The 17,484-nt window shown below is 68.0% G+C and carries 16 protein-coding genes; 11 read left to right on the top strand and 5 right to left on the bottom strand.

The genetic code is table 11. From position 1 onward, the window contains the following. Positions 1–274 precede the first annotated feature (274 nt). A complete protein-coding gene (locus ACMGDH_RS14450; protein WP_436828673.1) occupies positions 275–2,062 on the bottom strand; it encodes a DEAD/DEAH box helicase in 1,788 nt (595 codons plus the stop codon). Positions 2,063–2,125: 63 nt separating this feature from the next. Further along, entirely contained in the window at positions 2,126–2,314 is a 189-nt protein-coding gene (locus ACMGDH_RS14445; protein WP_436828672.1) for a hypothetical protein, read from the bottom strand. Positions 2,315–2,385: 71 nt separating this feature from the next. Here ACMGDH_RS14445 and ACMGDH_RS14440 point away from each other — a divergent pair, with 71 nt between their 5' ends. The 7 genes from ACMGDH_RS14440 (at position 2,386) to ACMGDH_RS14410 (ending at position 9,616) form a co-directional block, all read left to right on the top strand. Next, positions 2,386–5,070: a bifunctional [glutamine synthetase] adenylyltransferase/[glutamine synthetase]-adenylyl-L-tyrosine phosphorylase gene (locus ACMGDH_RS14440; protein WP_436828671.1), complete on the top strand. Its 2,685-nt coding sequence runs from the start codon at positions 2,386–2,388 to the stop codon at positions 5,068–5,070. A gap of 45 nt (positions 5,071–5,115) precedes the next feature. After that, positions 5,116–5,589, top strand: coding sequence for a peroxiredoxin (locus ACMGDH_RS14435; protein WP_436828670.1), 474 nt, complete (start codon positions 5,116–5,118; stop codon positions 5,587–5,589). Then, a complete protein-coding gene (locus tag ACMGDH_RS14430; protein WP_436828669.1) occupies positions 5,586–6,383 on the top strand; it encodes a ferritin-like domain-containing protein in 798 nt (265 codons plus the stop codon). Before ACMGDH_RS14435 ends, ACMGDH_RS14430 begins: the two co-directional genes overlap by 4 nt. A gap of 122 nt (positions 6,384–6,505) precedes the next feature. After that, on the top strand, positions 6,506–7,687 hold the full coding sequence (locus ACMGDH_RS14425; RefSeq protein ID WP_436828668.1) for a M23 family metallopeptidase: 1,182 nt from the start codon (positions 6,506–6,508) through the stop codon (positions 7,685–7,687). A 296-nt stretch (positions 7,688–7,983) separates the two neighbouring features. After that, on the top strand, positions 7,984–8,325 hold the full coding sequence (erpA, locus tag ACMGDH_RS14420) for an iron-sulfur cluster insertion protein ErpA (protein WP_436828667.1): 342 nt from the start codon (positions 7,984–7,986) through the stop codon (positions 8,323–8,325). A gap of 6 nt (positions 8,326–8,331) precedes the next feature. After that, positions 8,332–9,105, top strand: a complete 774-nt coding sequence (gene xth, locus ACMGDH_RS14415) for an exodeoxyribonuclease III (protein ID WP_436828666.1) — start codon at positions 8,332–8,334, stop codon at positions 9,103–9,105. 265 nt (positions 9,106–9,370) lie between these two features. After that, positions 9,371–9,616, top strand: a complete 246-nt coding sequence (locus ACMGDH_RS14410; protein WP_436828665.1) for a hypothetical protein — start codon at positions 9,371–9,373, stop codon at positions 9,614–9,616. A gap of 211 nt (positions 9,617–9,827) precedes the next feature. On the opposite strand, the gene ACMGDH_RS14405 is transcribed toward ACMGDH_RS14410, so the two are convergent. Beyond that, complete coding sequence (locus ACMGDH_RS14405) at positions 9,828–10,979, bottom strand: N-acetyltransferase (protein WP_436828664.1); 1,152 nt, start codon at positions 10,977–10,979, stop codon at positions 9,828–9,830. 146 nt (positions 10,980–11,125) lie between these two features. Here ACMGDH_RS14405 and ACMGDH_RS14400 point away from each other — a divergent pair, with 146 nt between their 5' ends. Together ACMGDH_RS14400 and ACMGDH_RS14395 are read left to right on the top strand one after the other, a co-directional pair. Further along, the gene (locus tag ACMGDH_RS14400; protein WP_436828663.1) at positions 11,126–12,217 is read left to right on the top strand and encodes a fatty acid desaturase family protein; all 1,092 of its coding nucleotides are present in this window, start codon (positions 11,126–11,128) and stop codon (positions 12,215–12,217) included. Positions 12,218–12,306: 89 nt separating this feature from the next. After that, complete coding sequence (locus ACMGDH_RS14395) at positions 12,307–12,732, top strand: VOC family protein (RefSeq protein WP_436828662.1); 426 nt, start codon at positions 12,307–12,309, stop codon at positions 12,730–12,732. 9 nt (positions 12,733–12,741) lie between these two features. Here ACMGDH_RS14395 and lptG read toward each other — a convergent pair whose 3' ends face one another. Both lptG and lptF read right to left on the bottom strand, forming a co-directional pair. Beyond that, positions 12,742–13,839 (bottom strand): LPS export ABC transporter permease LptG, encoded by a 1,098-nt coding sequence (gene lptG, locus ACMGDH_RS14390; protein WP_436828661.1) that lies wholly within the window; start codon positions 13,837–13,839, stop codon positions 12,742–12,744. Beyond that, the gene (gene lptF / locus ACMGDH_RS14385) at positions 13,836–15,032 is read right to left on the bottom strand and encodes an LPS export ABC transporter permease LptF (RefSeq protein WP_436828660.1); all 1,197 of its coding nucleotides are present in this window, start codon (positions 15,030–15,032) and stop codon (positions 13,836–13,838) included. Before lptF ends, lptG begins: the two co-directional genes overlap by 4 nt. Positions 15,033–15,197: 165 nt before the next feature. Here lptF and obgE point away from each other — a divergent pair, with 165 nt between their 5' ends. Further along, positions 15,198–16,253, top strand: coding sequence for a GTPase ObgE (gene obgE, locus ACMGDH_RS14380; RefSeq protein WP_436828659.1), 1,056 nt, complete (start codon positions 15,198–15,200; stop codon positions 16,251–16,253). Then, entirely contained in the window at positions 16,238–17,365 is a 1,128-nt protein-coding gene (gene proB, locus ACMGDH_RS14375; protein ID WP_436828658.1) for a glutamate 5-kinase, read from the top strand. Before obgE ends, proB begins: the two co-directional genes overlap by 16 nt. Positions 17,366–17,484 lie beyond the last annotated feature (119 nt).

Below are 17,484 nucleotides of genomic sequence, written 5' to 3'. Positions count from 1 at the left end.
GTTTTCCTGGCGCTGTATCGACGTTCAGGCGAACGAGGGTTTTCGATCCTCCCCCGCAAGGGGGAAGTGGCACGCGCAGCGTGACGGAGGGGGCGGAAGCGCTGCGCTCAATTGGAGAGTACGCTGCTTGCCTCCCCCTCCGACGCCTTCGGCGCCACCTCCCCCTTGCGGGGGAGGATTTGAATGTCGATGCGACCTAGTGTCGATGACAATCCTTTCGGACCGCATTGCAACTGGGCCTCGGCCTTTGCCGGGGTGCAGTGTGGTTCGGGCTTCAGCGCTGCGGCGGGCCCTTGCGGTGAGGTTTGGCCTTGTAGGGTGTCTGCGGGCGGCTGGGGTCCTGGCGGCGCAGTGTGGGGCGGCCTTCGCCCTGGTGCGGGGGACGGGGGCCGCTGTGGTGCGAGGGGCGGTTGGGACCGCCGCGCTGGGGGCGTCCGCCTGCGCCGCCGCCGTGCTGGGGCGGGCCGTCGCGCGAGGGCTCGATGCGGACGTCTTCCTCGCCTTCGTGGGTGCGGGCGATCGCCGCGGCGAACTTGCCGGCGATGGCGCTGGGGACCTGGAAGAAGGTCTCGTTGGGGCCGATGCGGATCGCGCCGATCTCGTTCTTGGTGATGTGGCCGCGGCGGCAGATCAGGGGGAGGATCCAGCGCGGATCGGCGTTCTGACGGCGGCCGATGTCCATGTGGAACCAGGCGATGTCGTCGAAGCCCGGGCGGTGGCGCTCCTGCTGCGCGGCGCGGCGCCCTTCCGGAGTCTGCTCGATCATCTCCTCGGGCGCGGGCATCGCGGCGCGGTGGGCGTGGACGAGCGCGGCGGCGATTTCCTGCGGGGTCTTCTCGGCAAGCAGGCGCTCGGCGAGGGCGGCGTCCTCCTCGTCGGTCTCGACGGGGGCGAGCAGCTGGGCGAGCAGGCGCTCGCGATCGTTGGCGCGGATCGCCTCGGGAGTCGGTGCCTCGATCCACTCGGCGTTGATGCGCGCGCCCTTGAGCATCATCTCGACGCGGCGGCGGCGCGGATAGGGGACGAGGAGGACGGCGGTGCCCTTCTTGCCGGCGCGGCCGGTGCGGCCCGAACGGTGCTGGAGCGCCTCGGCGTCGCGCGGCAGCTCGACATGGATGACGAGGCTGAGGGTGGGGAGATCGATGCCGCGCGCGGCGACATCGGTGGCGACGCAGACCCGGGCGCGGCGGTCGCGCAGGGCCTGGAGCGCGTGGTTGCGCTCGGACTGGCTGTGCTCGCCGGAAAGCGCGACGGCGGAGAAGCCGCGCTCGACCAAAGTGGCGTGCAGGTGGCGGACATTGTCGCGGGTGGCGCAGAACAGGATCGCCGTCTCGGCCTCATGGAAGCGGAGCAGGTTGATCACTGCGTGCTCGATGTCCGAGGGGGAGATGGTGACGCACTGATAGGCGATGTCGCCGTGGCCGCGATCCTCGCCGACCGTGGAGATGCGCAGCGCGTCCTTCTGGTAGCGGCGGGCGAGCGCGACGATCGGCTTGGGCATGGTCGCGGAGAACAGGAGGGTGCGGCGCCCGTTGGGCGTGGCATCGAGGATGTGCTCGAGATCGTCGCGGAAGCCCATGTCGAGCATCTCGTCGGCCTCGTCGAGCACGGCGGCGCGGAGGGCGGAGAGGTCGAGCGCGCCGCGTTCGAGATGGTCGCGCAGGCGCCCGGGAGTGCCGACTACGATGTGCGCGCCGAAATTGAGCTGGCGGCGCTCCTTGGACGCGTCCATGCCGCCGACGCAGGTGGCGATGCGCGCGCCGGTGGGGCCGTAGAGCCAGATCAGCTCGCGGCTGACCTGGAGCGCGAGTTCGCGGGTGGGGGCGATGATCAGGGCGAGCGGCTCGCGGCTGGAGACGACGCGTCCGTCCTCGCCGATGAGCTCGCCGGCCATGGCTAGGCCGAAGGCGACGGTCTTGCCGGAGCCGGTCTGCGCGGAGACGACGAGGTCGCGGCCCTGCGCTTCGGGCTCGAGGACGGCGGCCTGGACGGGGGTGGGCGCGGCATAGCCACGCGCGGCGAGCGCTTCAGCGAGGAGCGCGGGAAGATCTGCAAATGACATGAGCCCTCGCAAATGGGGGCGAAGCGGCTCCGGAGCAAGCGCTAACTTGTCCGGCGCCGATCCTCAGCAGGCGGCATGCCCGCCCGCGCCGTTCAGCCGGTGGAGCAATGCCATCATGTCCGCGGGCATTTCGGGCTCCTCGTCGAAGGCATCGCGCAGCGCCGCGGCGACCGCATCGCTGGCGCGCGGGCGCTCGACGCGATAAGCGCGGTCCTGGGCCTTGGGGCCGAAATTTGAATATCCGTGTGCCACGCGGCTAAAACGACGTCCGGCCGAATTTGTTGCTTGACATTTATTTACAGTTCTTGGGTGCCGTCGAGTCGATGTTGCTACAGCCCTCTCCGCAATTGCTCACCGAGGCACTGGAACGCGCCCGGACACATGCGCCTTTCCTTGCCATGCTGGCCGATCGCGAGCCGGAACTGATCGAGGATTTGAGCGCGGCGCTCGCCGATCCGCTGGCGCGCGCGCGGGCTTTCGAAGGCGCCGCCGGGGAGGGGCAGCGGCTGCGGATCGAGCGGCGGCGGCTGGCGCTGCTCGTCGCGCTGGGCGATCTGGCGGGGGTGTTCGACCTCACGCGGGTCACGCGGCTGCTCTCCGATTTCGCCGACGATGCGCTCGATCGCGCGATCCGCGCCGCGATCCTGGAGCGCACGCCCGATGCCGAGCCGCGCGGCTTCGCGGCGATCGCGCTGGGCAAGCAGGGGAGCCGCGAGCTCAACTATTCGTCCGACATCGACCCGATCCTGATCTTCGATCCACGGGCCCTGCCGTGCCGCCCGCGCGAGGCCGTGGAGGAAGCGGCGGTGCGGATCGGGCGGCGCGTGGTCGAGCTGCTCCAGACGCGCGACGCCGACGGCTATGTGATGCGCGTCGACCTGCGGCTGCGGCCCTCGCCCGAAGTGACGCCAATCGTGCTGCCGGTGGAGGCGGCGATCTCCTATTATGAATCCCAGGCGCTGCCGTGGGAGCGGGCTGCCTTCATCCGGGCGCGGGCTTGCGCGGGGGATCTGGCGCTGGGGCAGGGCTTTCTGGAAGCGATCCGGCCGTTCGTGTGGCGGCGCGCGCTCGACTATGGGACGATCCGCGAGATCCGCGACATCTCGCGCCGGATCCGCGATCATTATGCGCAGGCGCAGAAGTTCGGCCCCGGATACGATCTCAAGCGCGGGCGCGGCGGCATCCGCGAGGTGGAGTTCTTCGCGCAGATCCACCAGCTGATCCACGGCGGGCGCGAGCCCGAGCTGCGCGTGCCGGCGACGCGCGATGCGCTGGCCGCGCTGGCGGCGGCGGGACGGATCGATGCGGGTGACGCGGCGGCACTCACCGAAGCCTATGTCCAGTTCCGCACGATCGAGCACCGGCTCCAGATGGTGAACGATCTCCAGACGCACACGCTGCCCGCCGATCCGGGCGCGCTCGACAATGTCGCGGGGCTGCATGGGCTGGCGGACGGGACCGTGCTGATCGAAACGCTGCGCCCCCATGTCGAGCGCGTGGGGAGCGTCTATGATTCGCTGGCGGGCGAGGAGGATGCGCGCCTGCCCTCGGACAGCGACACGCTCCAGGCGCGGCTCGCCGGCTGCGGCTTCGAGAACGCGGGCGGGGTGCTGCGGATCGTCGAGGGATGGCGCGGGGGCTCCTATCCGGCGCTGCGCACGGCCCAGGCGCGCGAGGCGCTGGAGGCGGTGCTGCCGGGGCTGCTCGATGCCTTTGCGCACGCGCCCGACAGCATCCATGCGGTCACGCGGTTCGACGCGATGCTCTCGCGGCTGCCGAGCGCGATCAACTTCTTCCGGCTGCTCGAGGCGCAGCCGGGGCTTGCCAAGCTGCTCGGCGCGATCCTGAGCCACGCGCCGACGCTGGCCGACCAGCTCGGGCGGCGGGCGGAGCTGCTCGACGGGCTGATCGATGCGAGCGCATTCGATCCGGTGGCGGAGGTGCCCGTGCTGATGCGCGAGATGGCGGCGTGCGAGCGCGGCGCGGACTATCAATGGCAGCTCGAGCATGTCCGCCGGCTGGTCAACGAGAAGAGGTTCGCGCTGGGGGCGCAGATCGTCGCGGGGGCGAGCGATCCGCTCGACGTCTCAGCCGGCTACGCCCGTGTGGCGGAGGCCGCGGCTGCGGTGCTCGCCGATGCGGCGGTGGAGGAGTTCGCGCGCGTTCACGGCCGGGTGCCGCAGAGCGAGCTGGTGATCCTCGCGCTCGGGCGGATGGGCGGGCAGGCACTCACCCACGCCTCCGACCTCGACCTCGTCTATCTCTTCACCGGCGATTATGCCGCGGAATCGGACGGGGCGAAGCCGCTAGGCGCAGTGACTTATTACAACCGGCTCGCGCAGCGCGTGACTGCGGCGCTCTCGGTGCCGACCGCGGCGGGGCCGCTCTACGAAGTCGATACGCGGCTGCGCCCCTCGGGCGCGCAGGGACCGCTCACGGTCTCGTTGGACGCGTTCGCACGCTATCAGCGCGAAGACGCCTGGACCTGGGAGCATATGGCGCTCACCCGCGCGCGGCCGATCTTCGGTTCGGATGCGGCGCGGGGCGCGGTGGCGGGCATCGTCGATGCGGTGCTCCACGGCGCGCGGCCCGAGCGCGACATTCCCGCGGACGCCGCGAAGATGCGTGCCGAGATGGCCGCGCACAAGCCGGCGGCGGGGCCGCTCGACGCCAAGCTGCTCGACGGCGGACTGGTCGACCTGGAGTTCGCGGTCCACACGCTGCAGCTCCAGCACCGGACGGCGTTCGAGCCGCGGCTGGCGCTGGCGATCGACCAATTGGCGGCGCAGGGGCTGATGCCCGCGGCGATGCGGCCCGCGCATGACTTCCTCACCCGGCTGCTCGTTACGATGCGGCTCGTCGCGCCCGATGCGCAGCCGCCGGGCGCCGCTACCCAGGCGCTGGTCGCCCGCGCGCTGGGGTTGGCGAGCTGGGATGAGGTGGTTGCCACGCTGGAGCAGACCCGGCAGGAGGTTCGCGCCTGCTGGGCGGCGGTTCGGGGGCATTAGGTAGGCCCTTCGACAGGCTCAGGGCGAACGGATAGGAAATCACGCATGGCAATTGAGCAAGGCGACCAGCTCCCCGCGATCGAACTCGGTGGAGCGGACGGCGGCAGGATCGCGCTGCGCGATTTCGCCGGGCAGCCTTTCGTCCTCTATTTCTACCCCAAGGACGACACCACGGGCTGCACGCGGGAGGCGCAGGACTTCTCCGCGCTGATGCCCGAATTCGCGGCGCTCGGCGCGCGCGTGCTGGGCGTATCGAAGGACACGCCGGCCAAGCATGCGAAGTTCACCGCCAAATACGACCTCACCGTACCGCTCGCGAGCGACCCGGACGGAGTGGTGCTGGAAGCGTTCGGCGCCTGGGTGGAGAAGCAGCTCTATGGCCGGCGCTACATGGGGATCGACCGCTCGACCTTCCTGTTCGACGCGGACGGCAAGCTGGTCCGCGCGTGGCGCAAGGTGCGCGTGCCCGGCCATGCCGCCGAGGTGCTTCAGGCAGTGAAGGAGCTCGCGGCCAAGTGACCCGCAGCGTCGCCGAGGCGTGCCGCGCGGTGCTCGATGCGGCCGATCCGCGCGCCAAGGTGAAGGCCGCGCGGGCGGCCGCGCGCGACTGGCGGCTGGGCCGGCTGGCCTTCGCCTTCGATGTTCCGATGCCCGATCGCCCGGCGCGTCCCGACCAGCCCGAGCTGCTGCCGCCCAACCGCATGCCCAAGCGCGGCAAGGGCGGCTCCGAGCGCGGCAGGATCGCGCTTATCCACGCGCTCGCGCATATCGAGTTCGCCGCGATTGACCTGGCGTTCGACGCCGCGGGGCGGTTCGGCGGCGCTTTCCCGCGCGGTTTCACCGACGATTGGATGAAGGTGGGCGCCGACGAGGCGATGCACTTCGCGCTGCTCGACCGGCGGCTCCGCCAGCTTGGCAGCTTCTATGGTGCGATGCCTGCGCACGACGGACTGTGGGACGCCGCGGCCGCGACGGCACACGACCGGCTCGCGCGGCTTGCAGTGGTGCCGATGGTCCTCGAAGCGCGCGGACTGGACGTCACGCCTGCCACGATCGAGCGCTTCGCTGCGGCCGACGACAGGCCGACGCGGCGGATTCTCGAACGAATTCTGAAGGATGAAGTCAGCCATGTGCGCGCGGGCACAATCTGGTTCGAATCAGCGTGCGCGGAAGACGGTTTCGTTCCCGAAACAACCTGGCAAGCGCTTGTTCGGACGCATTTTCGCGGCGCGTTGAAGGCTCCGTTCAACGACTCGGCGCGCGACTCAGCCGGTCTGACGCGAGAATATTACGCGGCTCTTGCCGTTTCCTGACTCCTCTGAGCACAAGCAGCTTCGTCCATGCGCGGAGGGGCTGTTGCTGGACCTGTAGAAGTTTTTGTCGGAGCGGACACCGGGTCGCAACGCGGTGCGCTTCCATGATTTGCCGGGGATTCATGGCCAACGCATCGAACGTCAAGAATGCAGGATGGGGACGGAAGTTCCGCCGATTCTTCACAACTCGCGATTTCATCCTGCACGACGGACGTGACCTGCGCCGCTTCAGCATCGGCGGACGCACCCAGGCGCTGCTCGCCGGCGTGGCCACCGTCACACTCGTCTTTTCGGGCTATGGCGTCTCGCAGGCGATGGTCGGCGCGATCGCGATCAGTGGCGTCGCCGCCGAGCCGGGCTCGCCTGAGGCGCAGGTCGCCAAGATGCGCGCGCAGGTCGCCAAGATGCAGGCCGAAGTCGCTGCCGCCAAGCAGGCCGCCAAGCTCCACGCCGCGCGTGTCGAGCAGCGCCAGGCGATGATCGCGGCGATGCTTTCCGGCAAGATCGACCGTGTCGCGTTGATGAGCGAGCTCCCCGAGGGCGCGCCCCAGATGAGCGCGGTGGCCGAAGAGGTCGTCGCGCCGTTCCGCGCGATCGAAGCGCGCCAGCTCGCGCTCGCCGGCAAGGCGATCGTGGCGGGCGAGGCGCGCTACCGCCAGACTGCCGACCAGTTCCGCCGCCTGGGCCTTGCTCCCGAGCGCTACGTCCGCGTCACCGGCGCGATGGGCGGCCCTTATGAGCCGCTCGACGAGGGCGATGCCGGCGCAGCCTCCGCCGAGAACGCCGATGCGCAGTTCCGCGCGCTGTTCCAGACCTGGAAGAAGCTCGACATGCTCGAGCAGACCGTGATCTCGATCCCGTCGATGAAGCCGGTCGACAACCTGACCTTCACTTCGAACTTCGGGGTCCGCTCGGATCCGTTCCGCGGCACCGCCGCGATGCACGCCGGCGTCGACATTCCCGGCGCGGTCGGCACGCCGATCTATGCGACCGCCGACGGCATCGTCTCGCACGCCGGACGCCAGGGCGGCTATGGCAATCTGGTGCAGGTCAACCACGGACGCGGCATCGAGACCCGCTACGGCCACCTTTCGAAGATACTGGTTCCCGACAACAGCCGCGTCCGCCGCGGCCAGATCATCGGCCTGATGGGCTCGACCGGCCGTTCGACCGGCAGCCATCTCCATTATGAAGTCCGGGTCGACGGCAAGGCAGTCAATCCGATCCCGTTCCTGCAGAGCGGCGAATATCTCGTCGCGGTGCAGGACCGCGTGCAGGGCGGCGTCGGCGGCCCCGCCAAGTAAGCGAAATCGCAGACGCAGGAGAGGAGAGGGGTCGCCCGTGAGGCGGCCCCCTTTCTTTTGTGCGATTGGCACGGGCGTTCCAGCCTTCCAATCCTCCCCCGCCAGGGGGAGGTGGCACGCGCAGCGTGACGGAGGGGGCGGATGGCGATCAACCATCGTCGTGCTTCCTCCCCCTCCGTCGCCTTTGGCGACACCTCCCCTGGCGGGGGAGGATTGATCGCTCGCACCTTCTATGACTTCGCCCGGGGAGGCGAAGTGACGTTGCTTCGCGACCCGCGGCTCACTATCTCGGCCCCATGACGACGATCACTCAGTCCGAGGTCGCGCTTACGCCAGCCGCAGCCGCGCGCGTCGCGGCAATCGCGGCGAAGCAGGGCAAGCCGGCGATGCTGCGCCTCTCGGTCGAAGGCGGGGGCTGCTCGGGCTTCCAGTACAAGTTCGCCATGGCCGACAGCGTGGGGGACGACGACAGCGTTGCCGAAACCGATGGGGTGAAGCTGGTGGTCGATTCGATCAGCCTCGATCTCGTCCGCGGCGCCCAGGTCGATTTCGTCGACAATCTAGGCGGCGCGCATTTCGCGGTGACCAATCCCAACGCGCAATCGGGCTGCGGCTGCGGCACCAGCTTCTCGGTCTGACGCGCCTTGCCAAAGATCGTCAGCTACAACGTCAACGGGATCAAGGCGCGCATGGAGCGCCTGCTCGAATATCTCGACGAGCAGAAGCCCGACATCGTCTGTCTCCAGGAATTGAAGGGCGCCGATGAGACGCTGCCGGTCAAGGACATCGAAGCCGCCGGCTATGGCGCGGTGTGGCACGGGCAGAAGGGGTTCAACGGCGTCGCGGTGCTCGCGCGCGGCACGCAGCCGGTCGAGCGCCAGCGTGGGCTGGCGGGCGATCCCGAGGATGCGCACAGCCGCTATATCGAGGCCGAGGTAGGCGACCTGATCGTCGCCTCGATCTACCTGCCCAACGGAAACCCGCAGCCTGGCCCCAAGTTCGACTATAAGCTCAAGTGGATGGAGCGGCTCGCGGACCGCGCCCGCACGCTGCTCGCCGAGGAGCGGCCGGTGGTGCTCGCGGGCGATTTCAACGTCATCCCCAACGACGATGACGTCTTCTCGGTCCGGGCGATGTCGACCGACGCGCTGATGCAGCCGGAATCGCGCGAACGCTACCGCACGCTGCTCGCGCAGGGCTGGACCGATTCGCTGCGCACCCGCTTTCCGCAGGGCGGCGTCTGGACCTTCTGGGACTATCAGGCGGGCTGCTGGCAGCGCGATGCCGGCTTCCGCATCGATCACCTGCTGCTCAGCCCCCAGGCCGCGGACCGGTTCGCGGGCGCCGGCGTCGACAAGGACTATCGCGGCCGCGAAAAGGCCAGCGATCACGCGCCCACGTGGGTCGCGCTGCGCTAAGGTCGTTTCAAGCTTCGCTAAAGCGCCACCTGACCTGCCCGCAGCGTTCGTTTCCGGACAGATCGACTGTTCTCTTTCGGACAGTGTCTTGCGCAATCCGCCAATACTTGGCCGGTCTTGCTGTATTATGGCAGTGTCACACTGACGTAGTATCGTCTAAGTGTTTGATATTGCTGAGATGACGGAAGTTGGCACGCCCTCTGCAAGGACATGGAGGCAGGCGGAACGAAGGAGCGCCTGGCATGTCTCAGTAGGGAGTAAGGATATGATCAGCACTCGCACCATCGCATTTGCCGCCGCAGCGGCTTTCGTTTCGCTCGCCGCGGTTCCGGCCTCGGCTACCGATCCAAAGGCGCCCAAGCCGCAGGAAACGCCCAAGGCCGCGAAAGAGAAGCTCTATTGCGTGAAGGGCACCACGACCGGGACGCTCATCCCGAAGAAGGTCTGCAAGACCCGTGACCAGTGGATCGAAAGCGATGGCTTCGATCCGCTCGAAGCCAAGCAGAAGTAAGCCAGATCGCCCGCGCCGGTTCCCCTGCCGCCGCGGGCGCATCCTTTTCTATCCTCCCCCGCCAGGGGGAGGTGGCGCGCGCAGCGCGGCGGAGGGGGAGGAATCACGCCGGCAATGTTCTGGAATCCGCCCCCTCCGACGCCTTCGGCGCCACCTCCCCCTGGCGGGGGAGGATTAGGATCAGTCTGCGTTTGCCTTCGATGCCACCGCCCTACAGCGGCTTCTGGTAGATCACATATTCGCGGTTTACGCGGCTCTCGATCGTCTCGGCGATCGCCACCATCCCCTGGTTGTCCTCCAGGATCCAGCCGATCTCGCCGCGTTCGGCGTGATAGCGGGGAACCGCGGCGCGGCGGATATATTCGATCATCATGAAAGCCAGCTGGCTCGCCATGCGCGAGCTCTGCAGCCGCTTGACCACGCCCATCAACGGCACCCGCATCGTCCGCGCTTTGGGCTTGCGCAACCACAGCAGCAGCTTGGCCCAGCCGAAGGGAAACAGCTTACCCTTCAAGGGCTTGAGCGGCTCGTTGAAGTCGGGAAGGGTGATCATGAACGCCACCGGCTCGCCGTCGAGCTCGGCGATCATGATCAGGTCCTCGAAGACCAGCGGCTTGAGCTTCTTGCCGACGTCGTCGATCTCGGGCTGGGTGAGGGGCACGAACCCCCAATTGTCCGACCATGCGTCGTTCAAAATTCCGAGGATGATCGCGGCTTCCTCGTCGAACCGGGCCTTATTGACGTTGCGGATGCGGATCCGCGCGTTCTTCTCGCCCGCCGCCACGATGCGCTGGACCAGCGGGGGGAAGCCTTGGGTGATATCGAGCTCATAGGTCAGCAGCCGCTTGGCGGGCCTGTAGCCCAGCGCCTCGATCCAGCCCTGATAATGCGCCGGATGATGCCCCATCAGCACCGTGGGCGGGTGATCGTGCCCCTTCACCAGCAGCCCGGGCTCCTCCCAGATCGACAGGCTGACCGGGCCGAGTGCGCGAGTCATGCCCTTGTCCTTCAGCCATTGCTCGGCCCGCGCGATCAGCGCCGCGGCGGTCTCGGCATCCTCGGCCTCGAACATGCCCCAGAAGCCGGTGCCCGGGCCGAAGCCCTGCTCGGGCGGCATCTCGAGCGCCAGCCGGTCGATGTGTGCGGAGATGCGCCCCACCACCTTGCCGCCGCGCTCCGCCAGGAAAAGCTGCGCCTCGGCATGGCTGAACCAACCGTTCTTCTTCGGATCGATCGTCGCGGCGACTTCGTCGCGCAGCGGGGCGACCCAGTTGGGGTCGTTGCCGTTCAGCCGGTAGGCGAGGTCGATGAAGGCCTTGGTGTCCGCCTTGGAGGATATGGGGCGGACAGTGATCGCGGGCATGCGGGAGCGCCTCTTCTCAGAAAGTGCGTGCAGTCCCGCCTGAGGCCCGGCCTTGTCAAGCGGAACCTAGCGTTTCCGCGCGTGACCCGTTCCGGCCCCTGTTCGTGCCACCATCTAGCCACTATCTCCGGGCAATGGGCCAGCTTATGAACACGAGTATTGCTCTGAATCTGCGGGAAGCGTCGGCGCCGGCGGCTTCCGCTTCGCGTCCGAATATCGCCGATGACAAGGCGATGCTGCGCGCTGCGTCCGAAATCGCACGCGACCTGCACAAGCCGCGGCCGGCGATCTACTGGACGGACCTGATCGCATCGTCGGTGGTCGGCTATGGCGCGCTTTTCCTGGCGATGACGCTCGCCGTCCCTGCCGAGGCGTTGCTCGCGGCCGCGGTGGCGGTGCTCGCGCTCTATCGTGCGGGCAGCTTCATCCACGAAGTCAGCCACATGAAGCATTCGTCGGTGCCGGGATTCCGGCTCGGCTGGAACATCCTGATCGGGGTGCCGCTGATGGTGCCGTCGTTCATGTACGAGGGCGTCCATAATCTCCACCACGCGCGCACGCGCTACGGCACGGTCGAGGATCCCGAATATCTTCCGCTCGCGCTGATGAAGCCCTGGTCGCTGCCGCTGTTCGTGCTGGTCGCGGCGCTGGTGCCGATCGGGCTGGTGATCCGTCACGCTATCCTGGCGCCGCTGTCGCTGGTGATCCCCGCGCTGCGCAGGCTGGTGGTCGCGCGCTATTCGGGGCTCGTCATCAACCCCGAGTTCCGCCGCCGCCCGGCCGAAGGCGAACTGCGCAGGCAGTGGATCGCGCAGGAAATCGCGGCCAGCCTCTGGGTGCTCTCGCTGCTGGCGCTGGTGGTGACCGGTGTGGTGCCGCTCGGCGCGTTCCTGATCTACCTGGGCGCGATCGGCGCGATCACCGTCATCAACCAGATCCGCACGCTCGTCGCGCACCTGTGGGAGAATGAGGGCGAGGCGATGAGCGTCACGGCGCAGTATCTCGACAGCGTCAACGTGCCGCCGCCCGCGCTGCTGCCCGTGCTATGGGCGCCGGTAGGCCTGCGCTACCATGCGCTCCACCATTTGCTGCCGAGCGTGCCCTATCACAATCTCGGTGAGGCGCACCGCCGCCTGACCGCCATGGTGGAGCCCGATTCGCCCTACCACAAGGCGAGCTACAAGGGCTTGCCGGGGCTGATGGGCCGGCTCGTGCGGAGCACGATGGGGATTCGCTGAGCCCCGGCGATCCGCGTGTTTACGAGATATGGTGCGAAACCCTGACCTCTGACGGACGTTTTCAGCCCGACCGAGCCGGAGATAAGCGGATGCGACCGCGCCTGTCCGTCCTGACGCTGGCCGTCGACGATCTCGAAGCATCGCTGCGCTTCTATCGCGACGGGCTGGGACTCCCAACCCAAGGGATCATCGGTCGCGAATTCGAGCATGGCGCAGTCGCGTTCTTCGACCTCGCCGGTGGCGTGAAGCTCGCGATCTGGAAGCAGGAGGATCTTGCGCACGACACGGGGCTCACCCTGAGTCCGCGGTGCCCGACTGCATTCTCGATAGGCCACAATGTCGCAGCGCGCGAGCAAGTCGATCAGGTGATGGCGGACGCGCGCGCCGCGGGGGCAGACATCGTCAAGCCGGCTCAGGACACGTTCTACGGCGGCTATGCCGGCTACTTCCGCGATCCGGACGGTCATCTGTGGGAAGTGGTCTGGAACCCGGCAAATCTGCCGGACGACGGCTGAACCGCCCGGCTATTCCTCCGTCCGCAGCAGCACCGCCTCGCCGATCATGAAGAACAGCAGGAACGGCGCCCAGGCGGCGAGGAAGGGCGGGTAGGCGCCGAGATTGCCCATCGCGAGCGCGAAATTGTCGGCGACGAAATAGAGGAAGCCCAGCGCCATGCCGATCACGGCGCGGACGAACAATTTGCCCGATCGCGCTATGCCGAACGCCGCGACTGCGCCCAGCAGCGGCATCAGTATCGACGAGAGCGGGCCCGAGAGCTTGTGCCACAACGAACCCTCGAGCGCCTTGGTCGGGCGGCCGGCTTCCTTGAGATCGTGGATCACTTCGTTGAGCGCGCCGAAGGAAAGGCCGTCGGCATTGACCTGGCTCAGCGTGAACTGATCGGGCCGCACGCCGCCTGCGACGCGGATCGTTCCCAGCTTCTTGATCGTGCCCGATGCGACGTCGAACCGCTCGGCGCCCTCGACTCGCCATCCATTGCCGTCGCGAATGCCGCGCGTCGCGGTGACCATCGAGCTCAGCGTGCGGCCCGAGCGCTCGTAGACGGTGATGCCATAGAGCTGCACCGCTTCGCCTTTGCCGCGGACCTGCTTCACTTCGATCAGGTGATCGCCGTCGCGCACCCACACGTTTGCCCGGTCGCCGCGGTCGATCGGCATCGGGCCGTAATCAACCTTCTTCCATTGCTCGAGCGTCGCGGTGGCGCGCGACACCACCCGGTCGTTGAACGCGAAAGAAACCGCGGCGACGCCCAGCGCGGTGAGGATCAGCGGCGCGAGCACCTGGTGCGCGGAAAGGCCCGAGGCCTTCATCGATATCACTTCGCTGTTCTGGTTCAGCTGTGACAGCGTGAGGATCGTGCCCAGCAGCACCGAGAACGGCAGGAAGCGCGCGATGATCTCTGGCGTGCGCAAGCCCACATAGCGCCAGACCTGGGCGTCGCCGTTGCCGGGATAGGCGAGGATGCGCCCCGACTCGCTCAGCAGGTCGAGCGCCTGGAGCACCAGCACCAGCGCCGCCAATATGGCGAAGGTGCGCACCAGGAACATCCGCCCCATGTAGAGCGACATCGTTCGCGACGGGAAGAAGTTGACGAAGCTCACGCCCTGGCCTCCCTGCGGCGGCGGCCGGGCAGATAGCGGACGATCGCCTTCCACGCCTTTGCGAAGACGCGTTCGAGCGCGCCGATCGGTTGGCCGCCGGGAACGTTGGCGACGGTGTGGTACATCCAGATCGTCAGCCCCGCGAAGATCGCGAAGGGCACCCACAGCGCGATGATCGGATCGATCCGTCCCAGGCTGCCGATCGCCTGCGCATATTCGTTCACCTTGTGATAGGTCACGATCATCACGATCGACAGGAACACGCCGAGCGCCGAGGTCGATCGCTTGGGCGGGATGCCCAGCGCAGCAGCGAGCATCGGCAGCAGGAACATCGAGACGACTTCCGCCAGCCGGAAATGGAAGGCCGCGCGGCTCGTGTGGCGCTGCTCGTCGCTCGCCTCCGGGCTCTTGCCGATAATCGCCAGCTCGGGAAGCGTGAGCTCGAGGTTCTTGTCGCCGCGCGCGCGGAACTGCTCATATTTCGGCAGCGGGATCGGCAGATTGTGCACGTCGAAGGTGAGCACGCGCGGCACCGGCGAGCTCTTGTCGCGGTGGATCAGCGTTCCGTTGGTCAGCCGGAAGATGATCGTGTCGGGATCGTCGGAGCGCAGGAACTGGCCCTTCTCGGCGGTCACCGCGAGCGGCCCTTCCTTGGTCGTCATCTGGACGAAGATGCCGGTGAGCTCGCGTCCTTCCTTCTGGCTGTCCTCGATGCGCAGCGTCATCGCCGAGCCGAAGTTGGTGAACTCGCCCACTTTGATCGACGCGCCGAGCGCGCCCGAGCGCAGCTCGAAGCGAAGCTGCTCGTAATTGTAGCGCGCCCAGGGCTGGACGAAGCCCACGATCGACAAGTTGAGCACCGCCAGCGCGAACGCGAACATGAACGGCACCTTGAGCAGGCGCGTGTAGCTCACCCCCACGGCGCGCAGCACGTCGAGCTCGGAAGATGTTGCGAGCCGCCGGAACGCCAGCAGCACACCCAGCATCAGCCCGATCGGGATGCCGAGGCCCAGATATTCGGGGAGGAGATTGGCGAGCATCCGCCACACCACGCTCACCGGCCCGCCTTCGGTCGCGACGAAGTCGAACAGCCGCAGCATGCGATCGAGCACCAGCAGCATCGCGGAGATGAGCAGCGTCGAGATCAGCGGAACCGCGATCAGCCGCGCCATGTAGCGATCGATCGAATTCATGGGCGTTTGCTACGGCTGCCTTGCTCTGGTCTGGTCGGCACCGCGGCGCCGTCTTTTCCTAAAGACAAAGCCTATAGCCGCGGTTCCGGCGCTTGCCAGCACGAAAGTGTCGGGCCGCGGATGCTACGGGGTGACGTGTGCGTGTCATTCTCTATATGGCGGACCATGCATTTTCTGGATCAGGCCAAGATTTTCGTCCGTTCGGGCGCCGGCGGCCCCGGCGCAGTGAGCTTTCGGCGCGAGAAGTTCATCGAATACGGCGGCCCCGACGGCGGCAACGGCGGCAAGGGTGGCGACATCGTCTTCGAAGCGGTGGCGGGGCTCAATACGCTGATAGATTTCCGCTACACCCAGCATTTCCGGGCACCGCGCGGGCACGGCGGCTCGGGCTCGAACCGCACCGGCGCGGGCGGCGACGATCTGGTGATCAAGGTGCCGGTGGGCACGCAGATCCTGGCCGACGACGAGGAGCGGACGCTGCTCGCGGACCTGACCAAGGTGGGCGAGCGCATCGTCTTCCTGCGCGGCGGCGACGGCGGGCGCGGCAACGCCAGCTACAAGACCTCGACCAACCGCGCCCCGCGCCAGCACGGCACCGGCTGGCCGAGCGAGGAGGCCTGGGTGTGGCTGCGCCTGAAGCTGCTCGCGGACGCCGGGCTGGTGGGGCTTCCCAACGCCGGCAAGTCTACCTTCATCAACCAGGTGACCAATGCGCAGGCCAAGGTCGGCGCCTATGCCTTCACCACCACGCGCCCCCAGCTTGGCGTGGTGCGGCACAAGCAGCGCGAGTTCGTGGTCGCCGACATCCCCGGCCTGATCGAAGGCGCCGCGGAAGGTGCGGGCATCGGCGATCGGTTCCTGGGGCATATCGAGCGCTGCCGCGTGCTGCTCCACCTGGTCGACGCCAATGACGAGGACGTGGCCGAGAGCTACCGCGTCGTCCGCGAGGAACTGGACAATTACGGCGCCGGGCTCACCGACAAGCCGGTGGTGGTCGCGCTCAACAAGATCGACACGCTCGACGACGAGCTGATCGAAGCACTCTCGGCCGAGCTCGAGGAAGCGAGCGGTGCCAAGGTGATCCCGATGTCCGGCGCGAGCGGGACAGGGGTCGATTGGGTGCTCGACGAACTGCTCGAAGCGATCGGCCCGGGACCCGCCACGCCCGAGGTGCCCGCGGATGATCAGGGCGAGGATCCGGTGGAATGGTCGCCGGTCTGAACGCGGCCTTCGCTCCCGAATCCTGCCCCCGCCTCGTCGTGAAGGTGGGATCGGCGCTGCTCGTCGCTCCCGACGGGCATGTGCGGCGCGAATGGCTCGCGAGCCTGGTCGAGGACCTCGCCGGGCGCGCGCGCGCCGGCCAGCAGATCGTGATCGTCTCCTCCGGCGCGATCGCGCTCGGGGCACGCCGGCTCAACTTGCCCAAGGGGGGGCGCGCGAGCCTGGAAGACGCGCAGGCGGCTGCAGCGACCGGCCAGATCGCGCTCTCCGGCACCTGGGCCGAGCTGCTGCATGCGCAGGGGCTCACCGCCGCGCAGATGCTCGTGACGCTCGACGATCTCGAGGATCGGCGACGCTATCTCAACGTCTCGGCCACCCTCGACCGGCTGCTCAAGCTCGGCGTGGTTCCGGTGATCAACGAGAACGACAGCGTCGCGACCGAAGAGATCCGCTTCGGCGACAACGATCGTCTCGCCGCACGCGTCGCCGGTGCAGCGGGTGCCGACGGGGTGATCCTGCTTTCGGACGTCGACGGGCTCTATACCGCCAATCCGACGACCGACGCTAGCGCGCGGCTGATCCCGCTGGTCGAGCGGATCGAGGATGTCGCCGGCATGGCGGACGGCAATTCGGCCTCCGGCATGGGGTCGGGGGGCATGATTTCCAAGGTCGAGGCCGCGCGGATCGCCACCAGCGCCGGCGCGCACCTCGGCATCGCCACCGGCCGGGTCGAACATCCGCTGCGCGCGCTGGAGCAGGGCGGGGGGACGCTGTTCCTCGCGCAGATGAGCGCCCCGGCACGCAAGGCGTGGCTGCGCGGTGGGCTCACAGCCAAGGGTGAGATCCATATAGACCTCGGTGCCGTCGAGGCACTGCGCGGCGGCCGCAGCCTGCTCGCCGCGGGCGCGACGCGGGTGGAAGGGCGTTTCGCGCGCGGCGACCTGATCGTGGTCGTCGGTCCCGATGGACGTCAGATCGCGCGCGGACTGGCCGAATATGCGAGCGAAGAGGCCGCGCAGATCGTCGGCCGGCGCAGCGAGGAATTGCCGGAGATCCTGGGCTATGCCCCCCGTGCCGCGCTGGTCCACCGCAGCCACATGGCGCTGCTGTGATGGGGCTTTTTGTTCTCACGCGAAGGCGTGAAGGCGCGAAGGATTATCGTTCACGCGGAGGCGCGGAGGCGCAGAGCGTTTGCACTGACAGGTGGCGTAAGCCGCCTTCGAAATCGACA

The sequence above is a fragment of the Sphingomonas radicis genome, assembly GCF_051400635.1.
In the GTDB taxonomy this organism is placed as follows: Bacteria; Pseudomonadota; Alphaproteobacteria; order Sphingomonadales; family Sphingomonadaceae; genus Sphingomonas.
Note: the sequence above shows the minus strand (reverse complement) of the source record. Positions and strands in the feature narration are given on the sequence as shown.